We start from the raw sequence: 24,477 nt of genomic DNA, 5'->3' as shown, positions 1-24,477 counted from the left end.
AAATCAAGTATGGATAAACAACAAATTAACTGTATATTTCCTAATGAATCGGCTCTTTACGCAGCATATATGCCTTTTGTAAAAAATGGTGGATTATTTATTCGCACGAATCACAAGATAGAGTTTGGCGCAATAGTCAGCTTATCAATAAAATTAATGGATGAAGATGAGTCTTATGAGGTTGATGGAAAAGTAGTATGGATTACGCCTCAAGGAGCTCAAGGCAATAAGGTTCCCGGAATAGGGGTACAATTCTTGAGAGAAGATAGCCGTAATTTGTGTAATAAAATAGAGACCTATTTAGCAGGCATGTTAAAATCATCTCAATTAACAGATACAATTTAATTTGGTTTTGAACCTAATCGCTTTTTCTGGGTTAAAAGAGCTTCTTAAAGAAGAAGCTTGGTTATTCTAAGCCATTTTATTCTATTTAATGAGGTCATCCCATGTTAGTTGATTCGCATTGTCATTTGAATTTTCTTGATTTAACTGATTTTAATCATGATATTACAAATGTTTTATCACAAGCAAAAACCAATGATGTGGGGCATTTTTTATGCGTTTGTGTAGAGCTGGCTGATTATTCACAATTAGAGAAACTGGCCATGGAGCACTCTAATATCAGTATTTCTGTTGGTGTTCATCCAAATAGTGAAATGGAGTTTCCTATTACGTCTCAAATGTTGTGTGAATTAGCTGTGAATCCTGCATGCATTGCGATTGGCGAAACAGGCTTGGATTATTATCGAACCCATACTGAGGAAGCACGGGAAGTGCAACGTAATCGATTCAGAGAGCATATAAAAGCTGCATTAAAAACGTCGAAGCCATTGATTATTCATACTCGTGAAGCAGCAGAAGATACAATAGTACTGATGAGGGAAGAAAATGCAGATCAAATTGGCGGGGTAATGCATTGTTTTGCAGAAAGTTTAGATATAGCGCGTAAAGCCATGGATCTGAATTTTTATATTTCATTTTCAGGTATTATTACTTTTAAAAATGCAACTGCTCTGCAAGAAGTTGCTCGACAAATTCCATTAAATAGAATATTAATAGAAACAGACTCACCTTATCTAGCACCAGTGCCTTATCGTGGCAAACAAAATCATCCCGCTTTGGTGAAATATGTAGCAGAAGCTCTAGCAGAGCTTCGTGGCATGAAATTTGAAGAAATTGCTGCAATAACAACAGAAAATTTTTATAATTGTTTCAACCTGAGGAACAGTTAATGAGTTTATATATAGGCTTAATGTCTGGAACAAGTATGGATGGTATTGATGCAGCACTTGTCGATATCTCTAAAAATCAGCTACTTTTGGGCAATACCCTAAGATATAGTGATGAGGTTAAAAATCGTATCCATGCATTGCTGAATGGTTCAAATTTAAGTCTCGCATCTATTTGTCAGCTAAATACTTTAATTGGAAAAGAATTTGCTCGAGCAGTCAATGAACTATTACAAGAAGCCAAATTATCTTCCAGTGATATTTGTGCTATAGGAAGTCACGGCCAAACAGTTTGTCACAATACCAATTGCGCGATTCCATATACATTACAATTAGGGTGTGCTCACACTATTTCTACGTTAACCGGTATCACTGTGGTGGCAGATTTTAGAACTCGAGATATAGTTCTTGGAGGGCAGGGCGCTCCTTTTGCACCCATTTATCACCAAGAACTATTTAAACATGAAAAGAATCATATAGCCGTAGCTAATGTAGGTGGTATTGCTAACATTACATTGATTCATCCTAATGAACCCATCAAAGGATGGGACGTTGGGCCTGGAAATTGTTTAATGGATGCATGGATTATGAAACATCAAGGAAAAGCTTATGATGTTCATGGTAATTGGGCGCAACAGGGTGAACTTATTAAGCCTCTGCTTACAACCTTAATGGCAGATCCGTTTATTCATCTCCCAACGCCAAAAAGTATTGGTAAAGAGTACTTTTCTTTAGTGTGGCTGGAAGGTCATTTAAAGAATGATTATAGGCCTGTAGATGTACAGAAAACGCTGTTGGTATTTACTGCAAAAACGATTGCTCATAGTCTCTTAAACGAAAGGAGCTACGTAAAAAAATTGTACTTATGTGGAGGCGGTACTCATAATCTGGCTTTATTAGACATGCTTAGCCAGTTATTGCCTGAAACGGTAGTAAAGAGTATTGCAGAAGTAGGAATAAGTCCTGATCATTTAGAAGCAATGATGTTTGCCTGGTTTGCTGCGCAAACGATAAATCATATTCCTGTGGACTTAACAACGATAACAGGTTCAGCTCATCCCACTCTATTAGGTGCAATTTATCCTGTGGCAAAATAAGCCTGAGCAAACTGTTTCGATGAGGCGTTTTACTTTAGTCAAAACATTACAGTATTATTCTAATATCTATTAACCGATAATTGTCTTTTCTAGGTTTATATACTAAAACCATATTGACAAAGTAAATATGTATAAGCTTAAATGTGGAATTTCAAACGGAGTGACCTTAAATTGAGCTCATATAATATTGATAATACACCTCACGGAGCGAATGCTCGACTTGGAACAGCATATTTTATTTTTTTTCTGGCAGCCTCATTTTATTTATACGAATTTATTCTACAAGTAGCACCAAGTGTTATGGCTGAGTCGATGATGAAGACTTTTGGTGTTACAGGTCAGGGATTTGGTTTTATTTCTGCTTTTTACTTTTATGCGTACGCTCCAACTCAATTGCCAGCAGGGGTATTGTATGATCGATATGGTCCCCGCAAATTGATGACTTTTGCAATTATTCTATGTGCTTTAGGTTCCGCTTTCTTTGCATCAACAGACAGTATATTTACTGCGTGTATTGGTAGATTTCTTATTGGAATTGGTTCTGCTTTTTCTTTCATAGGCGTTTTAGTTCTTTTATCTCGTTGGTTTCCTCCTTATTATTTTGCCATTTTGGCAGGGGTTGCTCAGCTTATGAGCTCAGTAGGGGCTATATTTGGGGAAATGCCATTAGCCTATTTGATTGAAGGAGTAGGCTGGCGTAATGCAAGTTTTATTTTATCTGTGATTGGTTTTGTATTAGCACTATTTTTTTGGTTTTATATTCGTGATTATCCTCATCAGCAAAATCAAACTATCCCCGAACACTATCTTCGTGAAGAATGGAAACGACTTGTTTCAGTGTGCAAACATAGTTATACCTGGATAGTCGGAGGATATGCTTTTGCGATTTGGACTCCAATTGCTGTCTTTGCTGCACTCTGGGGTGTCCCTTATTTACAAGAAAAATTTCAAATTAGTGTTGTTGCCGCCTCAGGGTTATGCAGTTTGATTTGGATTGGCATAGGAATAGGAAGTCCTCTACTAGGCTGGCTAAGTGATCGAATTGAAAGTCGTCGAATCGCATTGATTCTTAGCGCTGCTTTAGGTTTATTGGCAACATTAGTCTTATTGTATGTTCCGGGATTATCTTATGGATGGACTCCATTTATTTTGTTTGTGCTTGGTCTAGGGGCAGGAGGACAAACAGTGAGCTTTGCGGTAGTTAAAGAAAATAATCCTCCAGAGCTTGTTGGTACTGCTTCAGGGTTTAATAATCTTTCTGTATTGATTGGTGGAGCAATATTTCAACCCTTGGTTGGTTATATATTGCAACATACTCATTCTTGGCGGTTGGTTAATGGAGTACATGTGTACAGTGTTGCAAGCTACCAAGTTTCTCTGATGATTATGCCCATATGCTTTTTAGCCAGTTTGCTTATTGCTGCTTTCTTGCTTAAAGAATCTCATCCTGCACAACGTAAGCATATGTAAAATGAGGACCTAACTCTTCTTACGAAGCAACGTTCGTTTAGCGACATAAAAGACATTTCCTATGCCTTTTATGTCGAACTCACGCTATTTAAACTTAGTATTGATGGAAGTTGTTTTTTTCTTTTGTGGAAAATGTTTTTTAGAGGTAGAGGAAACATTGGTTTGAGGCACATTGTGTTTGGGTTCAAAATCTTCAATTTCGACACGATTTAATTTGTGCTGAATCAATTTTTCTATAGCCTGCAATTGGTTTACCTCATCCGCACTTACTAGTGAAATCGCTAATCCCATTGCGCCAGCACGGCCGGTTCGACCAATGCGATGTACGTAATCTTCAGCAATTTGGGGTAAATCAAAATTAACGACACAAGGTAATTGATCAATGTCAATTCCTCGAGCAGCAATGTCTGTAGCCACTAAAATATGTAACTCCCCAGATTTAAAATCCTTTAAAGTCTTAGTACGTTGAGGTTGAGATTTATTGCCATGGATTGCCGCAGCATGAATTTGTGCTTCCGCTAATTGCTTCACCAATTTATTGGCACCATGTTTCGTCTTCAAAAATACTAAAGCTTGGTTCCATTTATTTCTATGAATTAGATGGCTAAGTAACGCCGCTTTTTGGTTTTTATCCACAGGGTGTACCGTTTGTTTTATTTTAACTGCAGTTGTATTTCGAGGTGAAACATCAATTTCTACTGGTTGTTTAAGAATGGTTTTTACAAAACTACGAACTTGATCAGTAAAAGTGGCTGAGAACATAAGATTTTGTCGATTTTTTGGTAGGTAATTAATAATTCGTTTCATGTCATGAATGAAGCCCATATCTAACATTCTATCGGCTTCATCCAGTACCAGAGTATCAATTTGATCAAATTGTATGGCACGTTGTTGATGTAAATCTAATAAACGTCCCGGTGTAGCCACTAATATCTCCACTCCAGAGCGTAGTTTCATCATTTGAGGATTAATTTTTACGCCACCAAAGACCACTGCTGAACGAAGTGATAGATAACGTCCATATTGGAGGATATTTTCATGTACTTGACTGGCTAGTTCACGTGTTGGAGTTAGAATCAGTGCTCGTATTCTATTACCTTTAGCTGGAGGTTTTGCACTGAGCTTTTGCAAAATAGGCAACACGAAACTCGCAGTTTTTCCTGTTCCGGTTTGGGCTGAAGCAAGTATGTCTTTACCTGATAATACTTTTGGAATGGCTTGAGTTTGAATGGAAGAAGGTTCTTTGTAACCTAATTCGTCAATGGATTGAAGTAATGGTTCGATTAAACCTAATGACTTAAAACTCATGCTGTTTCCTTTATTGATCGATTTGTGAAAGAAGAAAATGACTTGATATAATTGCTCAGTGTGCCTATTTCATTGGCAATTATAACACGGATGTTAATGATTATTGATACCAATTCAATGGTTGTGACGATTTTGTGGGAATTTTATCATAATATTCTTTAATTTTTTTATTTATAGGAGTATATTTTTAACAAAGAGGAGACTTGCATCGACTAATTTTTCATTGATATTATATACTTACAATGCTTTTCTGAACCTTCAATTGCTTAATCAGAATAAAATTATCTGTATTTAGAAAACCTCATTATTTTTAATGAATAATTCCAAATTTAGGGCTTGTGACTGCTGCTAAACCTTATAGAGAATAACTGAATGAAGAAGATTATTACCGCTTTACTAATTTTATTAACTCTAGCTCAGAGTTCTTATGCTAATTCATCTGATTTTACGCAAGAATTAATAACTCAACTTCTGGAACGAAACATGAAAAATTTTTCAGGATTTGAGCACCAGTACTTTGGGGATCAGATTAATCTTCGCTTTTATGATAGTAATCCAGATAAGTTGTTGCATTTACCCAATGGATTAATGCTCACTTATGGTCAAATAGTAATGTTAGCAGGAGATCTGTTTGGCGATCCGCAGCATCCAATCTCAACGTGTACCGTGAGCAAACGCAAAGAATGTTTTAATCTTCAGTTTTATGCTTTGGCTGGAGACAAAGACAACAGCAATTGTCAAAAACCTCGCATACAAGCGGAAAACCTTATTAAACATCATGAACAGATTGTACAACTTTTAATGGATTGGCGATCACAAGGGAAGTCGGACTCAGAGTTTTATAAGGAATATGGTTCAACAATTAATAAGAAACTAAATCGTTTGACTTGTGGTGGTAGTTTTATTAGTGATTATATTCCCTTTGGTAATTACCTCAAACTTTCGGAGGTTAACTTTGATCATTATCAACCTGATTCATTAATTGCTTATGAAATTGGCCATCAAGTAGCTCTTGATACAGCGATCCTTGGCTATCAACAAAAGATTAAAGGTAATGTTATAAAGGCGGAGCAATTACTGGAGTTGGCTTATGCTCAAAATGCTTTTGCAAATCACTTTTTGAGTGATTCTTTTGCTTCGGGTCATATACGAACACCTCGACGTGAAATAGAAAAACAAGTCTTCTTACCTTCTATTCTGAATTTATTGCTCGCTAATCTAATGCATGATGAAGATAATCGACTAGGGGTAAATGTAGTCAATCAGGAGGGGACTTTTTGGACGGCTTATGGTGATAACTATCTTTTTAAAGAAGAAGCAGAAGTACAGCGTATTATTCTGTTGCAAGCCATGCAGCATTCTGCAGATAGTATTTATGCTGCTTTTGAATCAGGTAATTTTCCTGAACATTTTAGTGAATTAAAGCTAATACCGCTATACGAAGAAGTTGAGCAACTAAACCAGACTTCACCTTTATTTAAAGTAGACCATGGCATCTTATTAAAGAGGAAAGATGGGCATGATCCTTACAATTTTGAGTGGACTGAAAATTGGTCTGGATTAATTACATTATTGGAATTGAAGTTGTAAAAAAGCCATCTTCAACATTTTTGATATATCCATTAAGGAGGGGTGAACGCTTAATCAAGAGACAGGGGTACTTACGAAGTCATAGGTAGTTACATTTTTTTACATCGTTAAGCGATTCTTCTTCATATTTTTTTATGTGCTGTACAGTAGCCTTATATCCTATGTGTAATAACTCATAATCGTTATTGCTTGGTAGAACATAGTGCTTTGCATAAGCAACAGCATTTTTAGTTTGTTCATAAAGACGTTCATATACTTCGGATTGATTTCCTTCTTTTTGAGCTGCTCGAAGAAAAAGAGACAATGAATGCAGCATTCTTGCATAACGTACGGGATAATTATTCCATCCATGTTCTTTAAGTGCTGTGAGATATAGAGCAACTGAATCAATGTAGGTATCAATGAATGGTTTGTTACGAAGTAAGCTTTGTGCTTCTAATAAATTGATAGAGGAGTCATAGTTTCTTTGCTCCCATCCCCATTCCTTTGGAACATACATGGGAAACATCCACCAATCATAGTGGTATTTATTCGTGAAAAATTCATTTGGCTTTTTTTTAAAAAGATGTTCAAAGGTATGCTGTTGTACTTGAGCAATGATATTTAAACGATTATTTTGATTTAAATGGATAAGTTGGATTTTTTGTTTTGCAGTTAAACTAGGATTTGCTAAACATTTTTCAGTAAAGTCTTGAAGTTGTTTTGCATCTCTAAAAAATGAAAGCTCTTTTGCCATTTCAATAGCAGATTTGGACATATACATCTCCTATGAATCCATACCTTAACATACCAACATTGGCGGTAATTATTCAGATTTAGCACGCACTAGAAAATAGTGCTCATAGAAACCTCTTCAAAATCATTATGATCAAATTAAACCACTGCTATTGCTTTTTGTAAAATACTCCCATGATTCTTGTATTTCACTGTTTACTTGTTTGACTGATTCAATATCCAATCCTTTCACATCAAAGAACTTAATTCCATTATCCTGAGTAAGTACAGTGGTGCAAAAATTAGTTACCGCTTCTAAATTATTTAATATAAGTTCACTGCTTGTGGTATGTTCTTTTAATTTTGTAATTGCTTCCTTAGTTGCTTCGGTAGCTGATTCGTAAATACGTTGCACTGAGGTGGGTGATGGAGCACTTTCAATTTGAAGTGTTCTAAATTCAGAAACAACTTTCTCTTCATAGGCAAAAAGAGCATTGTATTCAAGAGATATGGAGTTTCTTTCTTGGTCGGTCCCATCTTCTTTTTTACTTAATAATGTTTTCATGGCGTTGCGAATAGGCTGAAAAGAAGTCTTAATAAATTTATCAATTCTTTTATTTCTCTCTAGTTTAGGCATTACTTTCTCCTGGTTTTAGTACACTTTGACTCGAATCATAGGCTTGAACCTTTTTTTTGTCAAAAAATCACTCATAAAATTGCGAAAAATAATCCAAATACCTTGATGTGATGTATTAAAAGACAAAAAAAGAAAAAATACACTAGACCATGTTAATATATGACTATAAAATACTCAATAAGAATATTATAGAAGCATATATTGGATATATAAATAATTAATAGGTGAGTATGTAAATGAAGGCCCTAATCAATCAAAATCGTTTTCTTAAGGCAATAGAGTATGCTAGTGAACATCATTTTTCGAAGCCTTATTCAATATCGCCTATGGTTGATAGATGGTTCAATCAATTGTCAATGGTTCATCTGGCCAATGGGGATATAATACATATCACGGGTAAAGAAGCGATTGACTATGTTGACATTATATTGGATGGAAAAGTTGTTGATAAAAAAGATTTGGCCATCGTGTTTCAATTCTATTCTCAACGATCAGAACATGAAAAAGAACGAGCTGTTCTAGTAGAAAAAATTAAAGCGCTACAAAAAAAGAGTGAATTAGTTTCCGAGAAATTAGAAGCAGAAGAAAAAAAATTAGAAGATTTTGATGCAAATAAATTAAAAGCAAAAGCACTCTATGAGAAGATTGTTGAACGGGGTATATCCTCTTTAAATGAAGAGCGGTTAGAAAAAAAATTTGGTTCAAAAATAACTCATATTGTTCACCGTCCAAATCATGGTTTAACTCATTCAGTTAGAGTTTCTTATTTGGTGACTGGGATTCATGCTTTTAAAAAAGAGTTTAATAAACATTCAAGTGAGCTTGACGAAGACTTAGAACTTGAAAAATTGCAGATGATGATGCTGTTTAGTGTTGTTGGTCGTCGTGATGAAACGGGCTTTCATGATACAGGTGATAATGTTAAGGGATGTGAAACTTATGAAAATTTTAGAACAACCTCAGGAAGAGACTTTCTTAAATACTGCCGCAGTCATTTAAATGATCTTTATAAAAATAATCTGGAGGCTATGTATCGAGATGCCATTATTGTAGAACTCATGGGTTATTCTGATATTCAAGATCGAATAGATAGAAGAGAAGATGGCCCACCCCAACTCTTTATTGATTATATTATTGAAAAAGAAAAGCAATTAGGAAACGATATTTCTCGCGAAGAAGCACTAAATTTGATCACTAAGCCACAATCTTTTTGGAATAAATCACCTAAATACACTCTGAGTACTTTTTTTCCTGAAGGAGAGGTTCGCACGCGTGCTGATGCACAATTAAGAATGATGAATGATGCTCATGGGATTGATTTAACACGTTGCTATTCTCTTTATCCTTCAAAAAAAGGAGGATCGAGCGCGATTGGTGTCATAGAGGACTATGTCAACTTATCAGGTATTTCTGAGTCATTAAATTCTGTAAGTATAGAAAAATTAGAATCAGTTTTTAAAATCTTACGATGTAGTTTTGATACCCTCCAATTAACTGGTCAGAAGTCAACGTTTGGATTGATTTCTCAAGAAACTTTTGACAGTCAAAAAAATAATATTTTGGCAGGCATTCAGGATATTAACAAACGATTCGAGTTTCCTATGAGCCCAAAGAGACGTCGGAAACTGGTTGAGGAAATTAAGAAAATTCGTGCAGAAGATAATTACGACGATAATTTAGAAGGGGATGTGACACTTGACGAAAAAAGTAATCCGACACTTGAAGCTTATCGTAAGTATTTAATTCTTCAGGAAATCGTAAAACATGTAACAGCTGCTTCTAAATTGCATACTGATAAACGAATGTTTGATTTTCAAAATACGCAAGAAGGTAATCCTCATAAAATTGATCATTACAAAAATGCGATCAAATTGATTCATGGATTACAATCAATTACTCCAGTTAAAGGGGTATCTAAGGTTGAGTTACCTGTGATTTCTGCTGTAACACATGATAGATTGCAAAATAAAGTTACTGTTTTTTTTGAAAATCAGAAACAAGCTGAACTTTTTAAAGAAACTTATACAACGCTTTTTGGGGCTAAGCCGAGTAGTATCTCACTTTCATCCCAAGAATTTTCTATTGAAGTGAATAGAGAATATTATAAGAAATTGCTTGATGGTAAGTTAGTTGAATTTAAGCAAGTTACTGTTCCTAAGGTGATTCATAGAGAAGAATCATTAGTTGATTCTGAAGGTAATATCACTGCTTTAAATTTGATAAAAAATAGCCAGGCTTTAGTGCGTCTTGTTTCTACAACAGCCTTAAGTGGTGAGACTTTTCCTGATTATGATTATCTTTTAAGGGCTTTTGAGGACCCAGTACATGAGCGTTATACTCCTCCTATTAAAGAGAACATACATTTTCCAGTAATCCGTACCAAATACACCGATCCAAGAACAAATATAATTTATGAGCGGAAAGTAGTGACTACAGCACCCACTGAAGTTCGCTTCCAGGAGCCTATAACTGAACCAATTAAGTTTGAGGATAAGATAGCAGATGGATGGGTTGTAGGAAAATCAGGGGCTCCTCAAAATACTATTTATACTAAAAAACTGGCTCATACTCTATTGCCTTCACATGGAAAGATTATTCCCTTTTCGGGCTATCCTGAAAAAAAGTGGAATTATTTTCCTATAGGTGTTCTTTCTGATGTGCGTCAGGTTGATTTGAAAGGTGAGCGCTATATTTGGTCTGAGAACATGGATACTGTTACCAAATTCTGGATAAAAGATCCTTCATTGATTCACAAAAAATTTTATGATTTTTTGAATGCGCAGCTGGAAAAATCTGGAGAGCCAAAGCGTTATGCTAAAACTGATGTTGCTGTTTTGGATAAGAGTAAGCTTCTTAAAGAAAGTACTACCTCAACCGAGTTGATACACCATTTACAAAGCCGGAAGGAAAAGATTTTTGAGGTGCTTAATACCAAAGGTTATCGACCGAGTGATGAGGTATTGCAGGATTTTAAAATGTTGATCCGACAAGAGCGTAGCGTATATCTTGCTCGTTTTAAAAGCAATAAAAAAGTACAAAAGGAAATAAAGGAGCTCTATTCGGCGATAGAGGAACGAATTAACCTTGAAGCAGCAAGAAAAAGTACTAAGTATTCAATTAATCTCAAGAGGTTGATTGAGTTGCAGAAAAAGAGCACGGAGGCAGGAGGGCATAATGAAATTTTAGCCGGAAACACTAAAGCTGCTACGCAGGCTTTTTATGCAACTCGTGACCAACTCATTGATCGTCTTAATCTTGCATTTCATGCATTTGAAATTAAAAAGAAATACCAATACGATGTGCCTCTTTTAATCTTAAGTCAAGATAAGCAACCCTATCATTATACTGAGGCAATGATTAAGGAAGATCTTAAGAATGCGTATGCCCTCTTGCGAAAAGGAGCGTTTCCTTATGATAAAACTAAAAATATTGCCTATGAACTTGACTCTAAAGGAAATGCTGTTCTTGACAGCAATGGAAAACGGATACGAAAGAAAGATTCAGGTGGCGATGTTTATCAGGAAAAAAATCAAGTATATCAAAAAGAGTTGTTAGTTAATTTTTTTAAATTAGCTTTGCCGTTAACGAACATTGAGCAACTTGAGAAAGGACAAATTGGTGTTGAAAAACTGGATGGAGCAAAAATTGATAAAGCGGTTGACTCTATTATTGAGAAAATGGATGTTGTTGGTGGAGTGGCTCGTGAAAGTACAAGGATGAAAAAGATTTTTTCACAGGCTAATACAGCAAAGAAAGAAGAGTTTTTTATACGACAAGTAGCTTTAGGTAATCTTCCTTTAATCCAGGAAATGAGTCATTACAGAGCATTTAACATCTCTCCAAGTTTACTAAAAAAGGCGATCGAGGTTGCTGAAAAAAATAATCATTTGGCTGTAAAAGATTTTCTCATTCCTTCAAATCCATCACTTGGGGAAGTGGATCTAGCTGTTGGTAAGGAATCTGTTACAGCAAAGAATAAGACTGTTGTAACATCTAATTTGAAATCAGAACTTGCGGATCTCACAAAACCTTTTGATTCAATGAACATAGAAATCCGTAAACAACGTATCTCCGCAATAGTAAAAATAAACCAACGAAATCTAAGTTCATTAAAGTTGAGTGATTTACAATTGCTTCAAAAAACAACATCAGATCTATTATTAAATACTTCGTCAAATACAGAATCAAACATAAAAGAGTTGGATCAATTGATAAAGCTATTCGATAAGCATCCAAAATACATAGTAAGTTATGCGCGTATTATGGAGGCTTCTGATAAAGCAGTGAAATTAAGTAGTTTACTAAAAGCTCATGAACTTTTTGGAACGACTCATACTGCAAAAGTAATGGCTCTTATTGCTAAGAAATCAGATAGTGAATCTAAATTAGATCAGCTGATAGATGCTTATCAATGTATGCTTGATAGACAAAGAAATGTAAAATCGCTTGAAGAATGTCGGAAACATTTGAGTAATGCCTTGTTGCTTGTTGAACAACGTGGTTGGGATGACGCAATTAATTATTTGTTACTTATAGAGTTTAAGAGGAAAGAAATAGCAACTCTTTATTTAAAAGATGTAGATGCTTTATCCAATCAACCAAGAAACCAAGCAATACTTTCTAAAATTGAGAAGTTAATTCAACAGATTGAAGCAAATGGTATGGGCCCAATGGACAGTCAGATAGAAGATTATTGTCAAACGATGAGACAATTAGTTCATGGTAATCAAAATGACTATATTTTTCTATTGTCGTTATTCCATGATCTGACAGAAGTAAATAAAGTAGTAACTTCACCGGAAATGCAAGCTATTAGACACGAGATTACAGTTCTTGAGTACAATGCTACAGGTTTTTTTGGTTCTCGGATCAGTCAGAATAAAGCGAATGCAATTAAAGAAGCGATGAGTCAAATTCCTTTGCTTGAGCGTGATGATATTCTTAAAAATGATTCTCCTTTATGTGAAAAGTTACAAAAAGTTCTGTTCTCTAATAACCTACTGCTTGATAAACTCAACGTGGGAAAACTGAGTATGGAAGCTACAGAAACAGCTAAGAAATTATCGAACTGACGTTAATTACTAGTCCAGGTTTCGTTTATAATGCTAGGCTGAATCGTAAGTCGAACGATGATTTATGCGTAATACCATATGCAAAATTAGTGATTTAGGTTAAAGTTCTTCAATTAATCTAAATGAGATTATTTTCCTTATGCGGCATCAGTTTGTTCATTTACGTGTTCACACAGAGTTTTCTTTAGTTGATGGTTTGGTGCGGGTAAAACCTTTGATGAAGGCTCTTCCTTCACGAGGAATGTGCGCTGTTGCATTGACTGATCATTGTAATTTATTTGCTGCTGTGAAGCATTATAAATGTGCCGTCGAAGCTGGAATAAAACCTATTATTGGTAGTGACTTGCCCTGGCATAATTCTGAACATCCTGGTCGTGTTTTTTCTTTGATTCTTTTATGCCTCAACTCAGAGGGATATAAAAATTTAACATGTCTTATTTCAAAAGCTTATCAAGAAGGGCAGCATCAAGGTCAACCAAGGGTACAACATCAGTGGATAGCAGAATATTCAGCCGGACTTATTGCATTATCAGGAGGAAAGTTTGGCGATATTGGACAGGCTTTATTAGCAGATGATGCAGAGTTGGCTAAAAGTCGAGCGTTATATTGGCAGGAACTTTTCTCCAATCGTTTTTATTTAGAAATCCAACGAACTGGCAGACCTGATGAGGCGCGTTACAATGAAAAGCTAATTGCTTTGGCCAATGAATTGAAGTTGCCATTAGTTGCAACAAATGATGTACGTTTTTTGGATAAAGAGGATTTTGATGCACATGAAGCACGTGTTTGTATTCATGAAGGTTATACTTTAGCCGATCCCAGAAGAGAGCAGAAATACAGTGCCCAGCAGTATTTACGTTCAGCTGATGAAATGGTCGCTTTATTTGCTGATTTGCCTTCTGCACTTACTAATACTGTAGAAATCAGCAAACGATGCACGGTGAAATTGGACCTAGGGAATAATTATTTACCTAATTTTCCTATTCCTAATGATTCTACTGTTGAGAATTATTTGTCTCATTTATCAGAAATCGGTTTGGAAGAACGTCTTCAGCAACTGTTTAAAAATGCATCACCAGAAGAATTGCTGATCTCGAGACAAGAGTATGACAAACGACTGCAAGTTGAATTAGATGTGATCAATAACATGGGTTTTGCTGGTTATTTCCTGATTGTTGCGGATTTTATTCAATGGGCAAAGAAAAATGGAGTACCTGTCGGGCCAGGACGTGGTTCTGGAGCAGGTTCATTGGTTGCATATGCTTTAAAAATTACAGATTTAGATCCTTTGGAATACGAATTGCTGTTTGAGCGATTTTTAAACCCAGAACGAGTATCCATGCCTGATTTTGATATTGATTTTTGCATGGAGGGACGTGATCGAGTCATTGAGTATGTAGCCGAGAAATACGGCAGACAAAGCGTATCACAAATTATTACTTTTGGTACTATGGCTGCAAAAGCTGTAGTTCGCGATGTGGGACGTGTATTAGGCCATCCTTATGGATTTGTTGATAAGTTAGCCAAATTAATCCCTTTTGAGTTAGGCATTACTTTAAGCAAAGCATTAGAACAAGAAGAAGAACTTAAGCGACGCTATACTGAAGAGGAAGAAGTCAAAGAACTTATCGATCTGGCATTAAAACTCGAAGGCATCACGCGTAATGCAGGGAAACATGCGGGGGGCGTAGTAATTGCTCCTTCTCAGTTGACTGATTTTACAGCCATTTATTGTGAAGAGGGCTCTACACAAATTGTAAGTCAATTTGACAAAGATGATGTAGAAGCAGCAGGCTTAGTTAAGTTTGATTTTTTGGGTTTACGAACTTTAACCATTATCGATTGGGCTTTAACTACGGTAAACAAGCAACGCGAATGCGAAGGACTGTCTCCAATTGATATTAGCCAAATTCCAACGGATGATCCGGCCTCTTTTGATTTGTTAAAAGCGTGTAAAACTACAGCAGTATTTCAGCTGGAATCACGCGGAATGAAGGAGCTCATTAATCGCTTACAACCCGATTGTTTTGAAGATATCATCGCTTTAGTTGCTTTATTTAGACCAGGTCCTTTACAGTCAGGAATGGTGGATGATTTTATTGATCGTAAGCATGGACGAGCAGCGGTTGATTATCCTCATCCTGATTTGGAGCCTATTTTAAAGCCCACTTATGGTGTGATCTTATATCAAGAACAGGTCATGCAAATCGCCCAAGTCTTAGCAAATTATACCTTAGGCGCTGCCGATCTGTTGCGTCGCGCTATGGGAAAGAAAAAACCTGAAGAAATGGCGAAACAGCGGGAAATTTTTACTGAGGGAGCAACGGCAAGAGGTGTTGATGAAAAAGTAGCAACTCATATTTTTGATTTAATGGAAAAATTTGCCGGCTATGGATTTAATAAATCTCACTCAGCAGCATATGCTTTGGTAGCCTATCAAACTGCTTGGCTTAAAGCCCATTATCCCGCAGCATTTATGGCGGCGGTAATGTCATCGGATATGGATAACACCGATAAAGTAGTCACGTTTATTGATGAATGTTCGCATATGAAGTTAAAAATTTTGCCTCCCTCCATCAATCACTCAATGTATCACTTTACCGTTATTGACGATGCTACCATTATTTATGGTCTTGGTGCTATAAAAGGGGTAGGGGAATCCGCAATCGATTGTATTATCGAAGCACGTGGTTCAGAAGGAAGCTATCTCGATTTATTTAGCTTTTGTCAACGGTTGGATTTACGTAAAGTGAATCGACGCGTATTGGAGGCATTGATCAAAAGTGGTGCCTTTGATGATTGGAAGGTAGAAAGGGCGGTATTGACTGCTTCTTTAGAAAAAGCGTTAAAAGTAGCAGAGAAAGAACATCAGAATCAATCCAGTGGTCAATTTGATTTATTTTCATTATTAGATGATGGTGCTACGGAACAAGAATATGTTTTATGCAAATCTTGGTCTGAAGCACAACGTTTAGAAGGTGAACGGGAAGTATTGGGTTTTTATTTGACGGGCCATCCCGCAGATCAGTATCGACGTGAATTTAGTGATTTTATTGTACCAATAAGTCAATTAAATCCATCAATGCATAAAAAAGCAATTTTATGTGCTCAAGTAGTAGGAATTCGTAAGATTATAACGAAACGAGGTAAGAAACTCGTGATTCTAGGCATGGAGGATTCTACAGCACGAATAGATATTGTTATTTTTGATGAGCTTTTCGAATCATTTGCTTCTACTTTAGCAATTGGCGATATGCTTGTTGTTGAAGGTGAAGTAGCGCATGATGATTATAATGGGGGAGTAAAAATGACTGCTAGCTCTCTTTATGATATACCCGCTGCGCGTACAAAATTTGCTCGGTGTTTGGAGTTGCGGTTGCATGCTGGAAATCAAGGCATTTTACCCTCCCTTCAAGCTTTATTAAAAGCACATATTGGACGTTGTGCCGTTCAATTTTCTTATTCTAACGAATATGCAAAAGCACAATTGAGTTTGGCACCACAATGGCAGATTTTACCTAGTGATGAATTGCTTGGGCTTTTAGCGAATCTTTTAGGTGAGGATAAAGTCATCATAAGATATTAATCTCAAAGTACTTTATAGGCCTAAAATTGATCACTCATTCCAATAAAGAAGGAATCTGAGCAGCATTTTTGCTATTCAATGGTTATAATTAGATTAGAGTCTTCTTAAAAAGGAATTTAATGATGGACTTAATTTTACTTGTTATACTAATTTTACTTTTAATAGGATTACTTCCTAGATGGCCTTATAGTAGAGCATGGGGGTATTATCCAAGTGGTGGAGTAGGTGTAATTCTCCTGATTTTAATTATTTTATTACTTGTATGAGCACTTACCACAGCATCCCCAAGCGCAGCTTTGCCTCTTGATCACATCGCGGCGCTTACAAAGTCTTATTCTAATCAGCTAATAATTTATCCATTTTCGCGGCGCAAATGAAATCGTTATGGCTCAAACCATCTAGTGCATGGGTCATGAAATGAACATGACAATAGTTATAGCCAACTTCTAAATCAGGGTGGTGATTTTCAATATTGGCTATCCAGGCAAGAGCGTTGACAAAAGCCATGGTTTCATAAAAATTTTTAAAGGACAAACTGCGTTTGATGCTGCGGTTATCCGCACTGACTGTCCAATTCTTATCTAATTGAGGTAATAAGTTTTTTACTTGCTCTGCATTTAACGCAGATCCTATGCCTTCGCATGATTCACAATGTTTGCTGCTTAAGTCACTAGTCATTTTCATTTCCTTACTTATAATAATTATTTAATGCCTCAAGAAAGCGAGAATTTTGCTCCTGGGTTCCTATGGTGACCCTAATGTAACTGTTCATTTTATAGGGATGTAAAGGACGAACAATGATACCTTTATCTAATAGATAGTTATAGAGTGCCATTCCATCTTCTTTACAGTTGAAGGTAAGAAAATTACATGCTGAAGGTAAATAATCAATATCAAATTGATCTAATCCTTGGCGTATTTGCTTCATTCCATCTGCATTAGTCTGTAAGCTTAATCGTAAAAAATCTTCATCATCTAAGGCTGCATAAGCTGTAGTGAGTGCTACCTGATTAACGGTAAAAGGTAATTGCACCCGTAGTAAAATTTCAATAATAGAAGGGTGTGCGATGGCATAACCAAGACGCACTCCAGCTAATCCATAGATTTTAGAAAAAGTTCGCGTCACTATTAGGTTAGGGTATTGGGCTATCCACTCAATGCTATTGTAACGCAGTTGCGATTCTGCAAATTCAAAATAAGCTTCATCAAGCACTAATAAAGTACTTTCGGGTATATGATCCAAGAGACGTTTTATTTCTTTTTGATCAATGAGCACTCCTGTAGGATTATTGGGATTTGCTAGAAAGATGATACTGGTTTTTGGAGTACAGGCATGAATTAAGTTGTCTACATTGACTTGCCAATTTGGATGAATTGCTGCCGAACGAACCGGGATATTGAGTGAGTGTGCTTGAATGGCATAAGTGCTGAATGCGAAATCATGGGTTAGTATATGCTTTTCATTATGTAAACCGAAACAAGTCAGCAACATATTGAAGATATAGTCTGATCCATTGCTTAAAAAAATCTGGTCGGGGTTAATTTTAAGTTTTTTTGCCAGTTTGATCATTAAAGGATGATTGATTGGCGAAGGATAAGTAGCAAGTACATGGGTGGACATTTCTTGCAATGCAGCTAAGGCTAATGGGCTACATCCTAAAGGATTTTCGTTGCTCGCCAATTTAATAATGTCGTTGATTCCTTTTTCACGTGCTAATTCCTCTATCGATTTTCCTGGTCTATAAGGGACTAAAGCGCGTATTCCTGGATGAGGTAATTGTTGAAAATTAACTGCCATAACTCGTTCCTTGCCTTTTATAATTTAATATTATCCAACTAAGTATTCTCTTGCATGCATTTTTTCAAAACAAACTTTACACTGCTTTAGCAAGCTCATTCAAGCACTTTTGTGACCGATGTATTGGTATCGTTCATTATCCTAGAAAATCAGAATGATAAATTTTTGATTTTATTTTAATGATTAATAAAAAAATAAGCGATGTCCTTCTTGAATTTTTTATTCTATGACATTACCCTTGAAGGGCAATCCAACCAAAGGAAATGGACTATGAATCAGCAAAAGGGATTTTCCCTTGTCGAAGTATTAGTGTCTTTATTGTTAGTAACAACATTGGTCCTTACACTGCTTCAGCAACAAGAACAGAGCAAATACATGTTAAATCAGTTAGTGATACGGACACAAGCGACTCATTATCTGAATCAAATTGAAGAAACATTAACGACCCAAATTAAAAAAACTCCACCAAGGCCTACTTTTTTCCATTTAGTGATACAGCATAAAGAACAAGACATATTAGTAAAACTTTCCTGGCATGAGCATTTAGACTCTATAACTCGGAAACACAGTTCTATTAAGCTAATGTAAATGAAAAAACAAGCAGGTCTGAGTCTTTCAGAAGTATTAATCAGTCTTTTTCTAGCCAGTGTGATTATGACCCCGTTAATTCAGTTTTATTTAGTCAGTAAGCGTCAATACATGGAAATAGAAAAAATTCTAGAGGCTGGCTTTGATGTGCAATGGGTAGATGATTTATTAAGTGACAGTATTAGGCGTGCAGGTTTTACCCCTTGTTTAGGTCTTGATCAATTAAAGGTGATTGATCACAGGAATTATCATAATTCTATTCGTGCATTGAACATTGAAAATCAACCCTCTCAATTTATTCAGGTGAATCGGATGAACGTGAATTTTGCAAAACTAATTAAAATAGAAAGTCCAACCACTCTGTTAGTGCAACATCTGGGTTCACTAAATGAAAAACGACCTTTATTAATTGCTGATTGTAATTATGCAGAAATACATGAACTCTTAGCCATTAATCAGCACATTAACGAAACGAGGATTATTTTAAGTAAACCCTTGATGCATGTCTATGAGACAGCTACTTACGTTGGCGAGTTTTTAGAAGAGCGTTGGTTTATTAAGAAAAATGCTAAAAGACAAAACGCTCTTTATTATCAATGGGTACAAACTGAAGAGGTGACGCCTTTAGTTCATTCGTTATCTATTAAAAAACAATATATTCAAAACAAGCAGTTTCTTGAAGTAACTTTAGGCTTAGAAGAGGATAAGACGTATAAACTTATGATTGCAGTACGTGGATCATGAAAAAGGAAAAGGGATTCATTTTTACGGTAACCTTGTTGATGATTATGGTGATTAGCTTGCTTTTATTGGCTTCTATGCAACATATTTTGTTGTACCACAAGGTCATTAACAGACAAGAAGAGTCACATAAGAACTTTTATAATTTGGAAAATGTAGCCAGGCAATTATCCAAAAAATACGTGACATCGTCTACTCTCAACTGTGTTATTAAAGAGGAGTCACAAAACCAAGTACTCCATAAATTGCTTCATCACCAAGGTTGTTCTTTGTCTCATGAGGGCTTACAGTATGAGTATCTTATTGAGGATTTAGGTGAGTTTTCTTGCCTTGTTGCTTGGAGTAAGAATCGGAAGTATGCAACACATCATCAGCGATTATCTATTGTTCAACTCGATAAAGGTGAGCCTTTATCATTTTTACAAGTTAGATCGATTGCTGTTGGTAAATTGGCAAATTGTTTTGTTAAAGAACATATTGCTCCTATAGGGATAAGCAGTTGGAGCTACTTATCCTTAAGTTAATTCAGCGAGGTGACCAATAAACTTCAACATGTCTATGGTTTATTTACAATTTTTAAAAAGCGTTTAAAATCAAAAGACTATTAATCCAATTTTTTTCTTCATCTGATGAGACAAATGGACTTAAATGTGAAAACGACTCATTTTTGTTGCAATATATTCCATAACGTGTAAAAATTATCCTGCTTATGAAAACGAAAATACTTTATACACTACTTTTTCTAACTTTAATCACCTTTAGCATTTTGGTCAGGTTCTTTTGGTTCATCAAACAGCAGCCACTAAAGCAGCCTGAGATTATGTTTAAGGAGGCTGATTTTGAACGATTACCCGGCTGGAGTTCCGCGGATTTAAAAAAATCTTTGCAGACTTTTCAGGTATCTTGCCGTGCGTTCATTCGGCAGAATCCAGAGCAAGTTGTTGGTACCGAGCATATTGACCTGCAAGTAAAAGATTGGCAGCCTGCATGTGAGGCAGCTTTAAAAATTACTCCTGTTGCAGAGAAACAAGCCAAACAATTTTTTGAAGAATGGTTTACTCCTGTAGAGTTTACCGATAACAATGGAAAACCAGGCCTTTTCACCGGCTATTATGTGCCTGCTATTAAAGGCAGTTATACTAAGTCTAAGGAATTCCAGGTTCCTATTTATGAAACACCTAATGATTTAGTGACAGTCGATTTAGGGTTATTTTTTAATGACTTAAAAAATCGTCGTATTGTAGGTCGAATAGAGAATAAAAAATTTGTTCCTTATTATACACGGGAACAAATTAATAATGGAGCTATCGAAGAAAAGGCAAAAGTTCTTGTTTGGATTAACAGCCCTATAGATCGCTTATTTTTAGAAATTCAAGGTTCAGGTCTTATTGAACTTGAAGAAGGTAACGATATTTATATTGGTTATGATGCTCAAAATGGAGCACCTTATACTGCAATTGCAGGAGTGTTGATCAAACAAGGGGTTATGACAAAACATAATGCATCGATGCAAGCAATTAAGCGTTACTTAGAAGCTCATCCAAAACAAATGGACAAGGTGATTAATCAAAATAAATCATTTGTATTTTTTAGTAAAATGGCTGATGGCGTTGCTCTTGGTTCACAAGGTGTGGCATTAACACCTGGATATTCTCTCGCCATTGACAAACAATGGATCCCCATGGGAGCTCCGCTTTGGTTAAATACGACGCGACCTGATAGTACAAAACCTGATATGAGTAGGCCCATGCAACGTTTAATGATTGCCCAAGATACCGGTGGAGCAATTCGTGGCAAAGTTCGAGGTGATGTTTTTTGGGGCGGAGGTGATAAAGCAACTTTAATTGCCGGCCATATGAAAAATGAAGGACATTACTGGATCCTTCTGCCCAAGCAAGCAATCTCGAGATTGGAAAAAAATAAGCTGATTTCTGAAAAATCAGCTAAATTATAAAACGAATTGTTTGCAGTGAGTTCGACATGTCAAGAGCTTCTCTTCGCTTAATCATCATATATTCATGCCTTAGTATCAATAGAGTGAACCATCATCAGTTATTGTGGCTGAATGATTTAGGTGTGGTGCTATCGGGTGGTTCTACACTGTTACTTAATGGTTGCGCTAAAGCATCAGCGAGGCTGATGAATTTATATCCATTTTTTCGGTACATTTCTATAATGTCTTCTAAGCAGAAACTATTCAGAAGGTTTGCGTGAATCAATAAGATTTGTTTTACAGGCTGTCCATCCACTTTTTTGGCCCTGCGCTCTGCTAGAAGAGTTTGTTTCCAAATGTAAGCCAAATAACGTTTTTTAAATTCTGGAAGATTTTGTGCTCTTTTTCTATAAGGTATTTTATAGAATCGAGCATTAAACTCATAATCTTTACTGTCAATGGTCACCGGGGCTATTGTGTATTGATGCTCGGCCAAATAGTTATAAACTTTTTGTTTTTTTTGACCTTTGCCTTCAGCAAGATAAGGATAGCGGAAATATTTAGGCTCAGTCATGACAGGTGCTAAAACAGAATCAGCTCGATCTATATCTGCAATGTATTTAGTAGCGCTCATGTTATCGAGACTTTTATGTGTATAAGTATGATTGCCTAAAGAGAAGCCTTGATTACGGAAAGTCTCTAACAAATACCATTCGTTTTTTGCTACAGCTTCACCAATAACAAATCCTGTAGCAGGAACTTGATTATCAACAAGTGCTTTGACTATAGCCATGAAGCGATTTTCAGTTCTTTTCAGGCTTGCTGGGGTGCTGGATCCAGAGCCCACAAAGGGTAAATCATCAATTGTAATTGCAATTTCTTTGTCTTCAGCAAAACATGGAACACTAAGTAGAGACAACAAAAGAGTTACACCTGTCCATCGCAGTACCATGATATCCCCTAAATTTATATTTATTATTAAATTTACTATAGTAGACAATTTCAAAAAATGCGTAGTCTCTATTAACTCATTGTTTATAAATACGTTTATATTTTCTCGTGATTTAACCTAGAAAAAGCAGTTGGGTCGGTAGCTCGCACAGTAGGAGCCAACTGCTTTTTCTAGGTTAAATGTAGGTATTGGTATCTTTGTAGTTCGTTGATTATTTATAGGTTATGTATTGATTTCTCGCTGTTTAAAATATATTAATTAACTATGGTCCCATTTATTCAATGGTTAAAAATGAAATTTATCCTTAATAAAAAAAACAGCGTGGATTCAATAACCTTAAATCTTGAACCAACAGCGACAGTCAATGAGCTGTTTTTGGCTCTTTACGAGTACCGAGATGAACGCTATAAGCGTCTGTCTTTTAATGAGTATCAAAAGTTTATTTCTGTATATCAATGTTTTTTATACGGAGATCATTTTAAAAAGAAATGGCTTCCTGATACCTATTTAGCTGATTATCAGCCTAAAGATCCCTGTTATTTAACTTGGGAAGAATCTCCTGAAAATCAGCACTTTTTCATTCATAATAATTTTGATCCTATAGGCAATAGTGTTCTTTTTTGGCAAACGAATCTGCCCCCCCAGAGGTTGGAGATTGAGGAAGATATGTCAGTTCAGGGCTGTAAACGTATAAACTTTAGTTAATCTTACAGGTGCTAATGCCCTAGTCGCAAATAGTAGGGCATACAGTTATAAAAATCGTATATAGAGTTTATAGATTCAATGAACTCTATTTTTTCTGAGTTACATCGGATTGTTTGTCATTACGGAATCCTAACCCTCTGTTTTGCAGAGGGTGATGAGTAGAAGTATCTGCACGTTGATGTGTGTTTTATAAGCATTTCTTATTGGGATTATTTGCACAGTAGTGCGCGTAATACATGCGCAACTTAGATGTAAATGTATTTGGTTCCTGCTCTAAAAGGAAAATTAATTCAGGTTGTAATAATAGATAATCCGATTTTCTTAAGATATGAGTATAGAGTAGCTCACCACCTGGAGAAAACCATTTGGTAAATAAAGGAATAATCGTGGCACTTTCATTGGAATGAAGACGATGATGAATGTCAGTAATTAATTCTTTACGGACATCAAAGAAATTTTGAAAACTATGGGTTTGATTTTCATGATAATAACGCAAAATAATTTGACCGTACTCATCTTTTCGAATACCAGCATCAAAATTTAATGAAACGATTACTTTTTTTGCTTCCTCTATATTGAAAGGGGTTCCCATTAAATCTTGTCCATTGTATTCATGAATATAATTTTTTAAGTATTCGATTGCTTGATCGGTTAAAGGATCAAAATAGGCATTAATGGTATAATTCTTAGCAATGTTAGGGTTTTCTCCATCATAACTGCAATATGCGATTATGTTATAATAAGTCATGGCAACGGGTAGCTTCTTGACAAAAAATTCATTAATTTTTTGGTGTACTTGTTCGCAATTTAGCGAAGTGTCTTGCAGTTGTACTTCTTCCATACGTACTACATGTGTTGGGTAATCTAAGGTTCTTTGCGCTTTTGGTAATCCAGAGTCGCTATCTGCTGTGTTAGAATACCTTTTGATGATTGTATGATCAGGCGTAGCTAACTTGGGAACAACTATCTCTGTTGAAGCATATAGTGAGTTACATAATAGGCTTGTTAGTAATAAGACATAAGAAGGTATTTTCATTGTTTATTCCTTTTAAAGTTA

20 protein-coding genes are annotated in these 24,477 nt (G+C 35.8%); 13 read left to right on the top strand and 7 right to left on the bottom strand.

Annotated elements, in window-relative coordinates; all coding sequences use genetic code 11:
- The first annotated feature begins 9 nt into the window (after nt 1-9).
- The 4 genes from Lgra_RS16080 to Lgra_RS16065 all read left to right on the top strand — a co-directional run bounded on the left by Lgra_RS16080 (nt 10) and on the right by Lgra_RS16065 (nt 3,796).
- Nucleotides 10-345, top strand: a complete 336-nt coding sequence (locus Lgra_RS16080; RefSeq protein ID WP_058500164.1) for a PilZ domain-containing protein — start codon at nt 10-12, stop codon at nt 343-345.
- Nucleotides 346-446: 101 nt separating this feature from the next.
- Nucleotides 447-1,232 carry a TatD family hydrolase gene (locus Lgra_RS16075; RefSeq protein ID WP_058500163.1) on the top strand — a complete coding sequence of 262 codons (786 nt, stop codon included), beginning with the start codon at nt 447-449 and terminating at the stop codon, nt 1,230-1,232.
- Nucleotides 1,232-2,326, top strand: coding sequence for an anhydro-N-acetylmuramic acid kinase (locus tag Lgra_RS16070; protein WP_058500162.1), 1,095 nt, complete (start codon nt 1,232-1,234; stop codon nt 2,324-2,326). The genes Lgra_RS16075 and Lgra_RS16070 overlap by 1 nt, the downstream gene beginning before the upstream one ends.
- Before the next feature lie 171 nt (nt 2,327-2,497).
- Nucleotides 2,498-3,796 carry an MFS transporter gene (locus tag Lgra_RS16065; protein WP_058500161.1) on the top strand — a complete coding sequence of 433 codons (1,299 nt, stop codon included), beginning with the start codon at nt 2,498-2,500 and terminating at the stop codon, nt 3,794-3,796.
- Between the two features lie 84 nt (nt 3,797-3,880).
- On the opposite strand, the gene Lgra_RS16060 is transcribed toward Lgra_RS16065, so the two are convergent.
- Nucleotides 3,881-5,104: a DEAD/DEAH box helicase gene (locus tag Lgra_RS16060; protein WP_058500160.1), complete on the bottom strand. Its 1,224-nt coding sequence runs from the start codon at nt 5,102-5,104 to the stop codon at nt 3,881-3,883.
- Between the two features lie 372 nt (nt 5,105-5,476).
- On the opposite strand from Lgra_RS16060, the gene Lgra_RS16055 reads away from it, so the two are divergent.
- Nucleotides 5,477-6,694, top strand: coding sequence for a hypothetical protein (locus Lgra_RS16055; RefSeq protein WP_058500159.1), 1,218 nt, complete (start codon nt 5,477-5,479; stop codon nt 6,692-6,694).
- A gap of 79 nt (nt 6,695-6,773) precedes the next feature.
- Here Lgra_RS16055 and Lgra_RS16050 read toward each other — a convergent pair whose 3' ends face one another.
- Nucleotides 6,774-7,451 carry a hypothetical protein gene (locus Lgra_RS16050; RefSeq protein WP_058500158.1) on the bottom strand — a complete coding sequence of 226 codons (678 nt, stop codon included), beginning with the start codon at nt 7,449-7,451 and terminating at the stop codon, nt 6,774-6,776.
- A 111-nt stretch (nt 7,452-7,562) separates the two neighbouring features.
- Nucleotides 7,563-8,045 carry a hypothetical protein gene (locus tag Lgra_RS16045; protein WP_058500157.1) on the bottom strand — a complete coding sequence of 161 codons (483 nt, stop codon included), beginning with the start codon at nt 8,043-8,045 and terminating at the stop codon, nt 7,563-7,565.
- A gap of 236 nt (nt 8,046-8,281) precedes the next feature.
- Here Lgra_RS16045 and Lgra_RS16040 point away from each other — a divergent pair, with 236 nt between their 5' ends.
- The 3 genes from Lgra_RS16040 (at nt 8,282) to Lgra_RS17620 (ending at nt 16,969) form a co-directional block, all read left to right on the top strand.
- Complete coding sequence (locus Lgra_RS16040; protein ID WP_058500156.1) at nt 8,282-13,117, top strand: SidE phosphodiesterase domain-containing protein; 4,836 nt, start codon at nt 8,282-8,284, stop codon at nt 13,115-13,117.
- Nucleotides 13,118-13,256: 139 nt separating this feature from the next.
- Entirely contained in the window at nt 13,257-16,703 is a 3,447-nt protein-coding gene (gene dnaE, locus Lgra_RS16035) for a DNA polymerase III subunit alpha (RefSeq protein ID WP_058500155.1), read from the top strand.
- Nucleotides 16,704-16,822: 119 nt separating this feature from the next.
- Nucleotides 16,823-16,969 (top strand): DUF3309 family protein, encoded by a 147-nt coding sequence (locus tag Lgra_RS17620; protein WP_083502921.1) that lies wholly within the window; start codon nt 16,823-16,825, stop codon nt 16,967-16,969.
- 70 nt (nt 16,970-17,039) lie between these two features.
- Here the strand turns inward: Lgra_RS17620 and Lgra_RS16030 are convergent, their stop codons facing one another.
- Both Lgra_RS16030 and hisC read right to left on the bottom strand, forming a co-directional pair.
- A complete protein-coding gene (locus Lgra_RS16030) occupies nt 17,040-17,381 on the bottom strand; it encodes a 4a-hydroxytetrahydrobiopterin dehydratase (RefSeq protein ID WP_058500154.1) in 342 nt (113 codons plus the stop codon).
- A gap of 10 nt (nt 17,382-17,391) precedes the next feature.
- Complete coding sequence (gene hisC / locus Lgra_RS16025; RefSeq protein ID WP_058500153.1) at nt 17,392-18,501, bottom strand: histidinol-phosphate transaminase; 1,110 nt, start codon at nt 18,499-18,501, stop codon at nt 17,392-17,394.
- A 270-nt stretch (nt 18,502-18,771) separates the two neighbouring features.
- Between hisC and Lgra_RS16020 the strand changes: the two genes are divergently transcribed.
- The 4 genes from Lgra_RS16020 (at nt 18,772) to mltA (ending at nt 21,784) form a co-directional block, all read left to right on the top strand.
- The gene (locus Lgra_RS16020) at nt 18,772-19,089 is read left to right on the top strand and encodes a prepilin-type N-terminal cleavage/methylation domain-containing protein (RefSeq protein WP_058500152.1); all 318 of its coding nucleotides are present in this window, start codon (nt 18,772-18,774) and stop codon (nt 19,087-19,089) included.
- On the top strand, nt 19,090-19,833 hold the full coding sequence (locus Lgra_RS16015) for a PilW family protein (RefSeq protein ID WP_058500151.1): 744 nt from the start codon (nt 19,090-19,092) through the stop codon (nt 19,831-19,833).
- Entirely contained in the window at nt 19,830-20,354 is a 525-nt protein-coding gene (locus Lgra_RS16010; RefSeq protein ID WP_058500150.1) for a hypothetical protein, read from the top strand. Before Lgra_RS16015 ends, Lgra_RS16010 begins: the two co-directional genes overlap by 4 nt.
- A gap of 185 nt (nt 20,355-20,539) precedes the next feature.
- A complete protein-coding gene (gene mltA, locus Lgra_RS16005; RefSeq protein WP_058500149.1) occupies nt 20,540-21,784 on the top strand; it encodes a murein transglycosylase A in 1,245 nt (414 codons plus the stop codon).
- Between the two features lie 94 nt (nt 21,785-21,878).
- On the opposite strand, the gene Lgra_RS16000 is transcribed toward mltA, so the two are convergent.
- A complete protein-coding gene (locus Lgra_RS16000) occupies nt 21,879-22,715 on the bottom strand; it encodes a polysaccharide deacetylase family protein (protein WP_058500148.1) in 837 nt (278 codons plus the stop codon).
- A gap of 291 nt (nt 22,716-23,006) precedes the next feature.
- Between Lgra_RS16000 and Lgra_RS18510 the strand changes: the two genes are divergently transcribed.
- Nucleotides 23,007-23,420, top strand: a complete 414-nt coding sequence (locus tag Lgra_RS18510; RefSeq protein ID WP_058500349.1) for a hypothetical protein — start codon at nt 23,007-23,009, stop codon at nt 23,418-23,420.
- 187 nt (nt 23,421-23,607) lie between these two features.
- Here the strand turns inward: Lgra_RS18510 and Lgra_RS15990 are convergent, their stop codons facing one another.
- Nucleotides 23,608-24,456 carry an Lpg0189 family type II secretion system effector gene (locus Lgra_RS15990; RefSeq protein WP_058500147.1) on the bottom strand — a complete coding sequence of 283 codons (849 nt, stop codon included), beginning with the start codon at nt 24,454-24,456 and terminating at the stop codon, nt 23,608-23,610.
- Nucleotides 24,457-24,477: the final 21 nt, after the last annotated feature.

The sequence above is a fragment of the Legionella gratiana genome (assembly GCF_001467695.1).
Lineage (GTDB): Bacteria > Pseudomonadota > Gammaproteobacteria > Legionellales > Legionellaceae > Legionella > Legionella gratiana.
The sequence above is the reverse complement of the archived record's forward strand: the minus strand, read 5'-3'. Positions and strand labels throughout refer to the sequence as shown.

What these genes read in the sequence shown, in the direction of transcription:
- Lgra_RS16080 (WP_058500164.1), top strand. Translation starts at nt 10, where the DNA reads ATGGATAAACAACAAATTAACTGTATATTTCCTAATGAATCGGCTCTT.
- Lgra_RS16075 (WP_058500163.1), top strand. Translation starts at nt 447, where the DNA reads ATGTTAGTTGATTCGCATTGTCATTTGAATTTTCTTGATTTAACTGAT.
- Lgra_RS16070 (WP_058500162.1), top strand. Translation starts at nt 1,232, where the DNA reads ATGAGTTTATATATAGGCTTAATGTCTGGAACAAGTATGGATGGTATT.
- Lgra_RS16060 (WP_058500160.1), bottom strand. Translation starts at nt 5,104, where the DNA reads ATGAGTTTTAAGTCATTAGGTTTAATCGAACCATTACTTCAATCCATT.
- Lgra_RS16055 (WP_058500159.1), top strand. Translation starts at nt 5,477, where the DNA reads ATGAAGAAGATTATTACCGCTTTACTAATTTTATTAACTCTAGCTCAG.
- Lgra_RS16050 (WP_058500158.1), bottom strand. Translation starts at nt 7,451, where the DNA reads ATGTCCAAATCTGCTATTGAAATGGCAAAAGAGCTTTCATTTTTTAGA.
- Lgra_RS16045 (WP_058500157.1), bottom strand. Translation starts at nt 8,045, where the DNA reads ATGCCTAAACTAGAGAGAAATAAAAGAATTGATAAATTTATTAAGACT.
- Lgra_RS16040 (WP_058500156.1), top strand. Translation starts at nt 8,282, where the DNA reads ATGAAGGCCCTAATCAATCAAAATCGTTTTCTTAAGGCAATAGAGTAT.
- dnaE (WP_058500155.1), top strand. Translation starts at nt 13,257, where the DNA reads ATGCGGCATCAGTTTGTTCATTTACGTGTTCACACAGAGTTTTCTTTA.
- Lgra_RS17620 (WP_083502921.1), top strand. Translation starts at nt 16,823, where the DNA reads ATGATGGACTTAATTTTACTTGTTATACTAATTTTACTTTTAATAGGA.
- Lgra_RS16030 (WP_058500154.1), bottom strand. Translation starts at nt 17,381, where the DNA reads ATGACTAGTGACTTAAGCAGCAAACATTGTGAATCATGCGAAGGCATA.
- hisC (WP_058500153.1), bottom strand. Translation starts at nt 18,501, where the DNA reads ATGGCAGTTAATTTTCAACAATTACCTCATCCAGGAATACGCGCTTTA.
- Lgra_RS16020 (WP_058500152.1), top strand. Translation starts at nt 18,772, where the DNA reads ATGAATCAGCAAAAGGGATTTTCCCTTGTCGAAGTATTAGTGTCTTTA.
- Lgra_RS16015 (WP_058500151.1), top strand. Translation starts at nt 19,090, where the DNA reads ATGAAAAAACAAGCAGGTCTGAGTCTTTCAGAAGTATTAATCAGTCTT.
- Lgra_RS16010 (WP_058500150.1), top strand. Translation starts at nt 19,830, where the DNA reads ATGAAAAAGGAAAAGGGATTCATTTTTACGGTAACCTTGTTGATGATT.
- mltA (WP_058500149.1), top strand. Translation starts at nt 20,540, where the DNA reads ATGAAAACGAAAATACTTTATACACTACTTTTTCTAACTTTAATCACC.
- Lgra_RS16000 (WP_058500148.1), bottom strand. Translation starts at nt 22,715, where the DNA reads ATGGTACTGCGATGGACAGGTGTAACTCTTTTGTTGTCTCTACTTAGT.
- Lgra_RS18510 (WP_058500349.1), top strand. Translation starts at nt 23,007, where the DNA reads ATGAAATTTATCCTTAATAAAAAAAACAGCGTGGATTCAATAACCTTA.
- Lgra_RS15990 (WP_058500147.1), bottom strand. Translation starts at nt 24,456, where the DNA reads ATGAAAATACCTTCTTATGTCTTATTACTAACAAGCCTATTATGTAAC.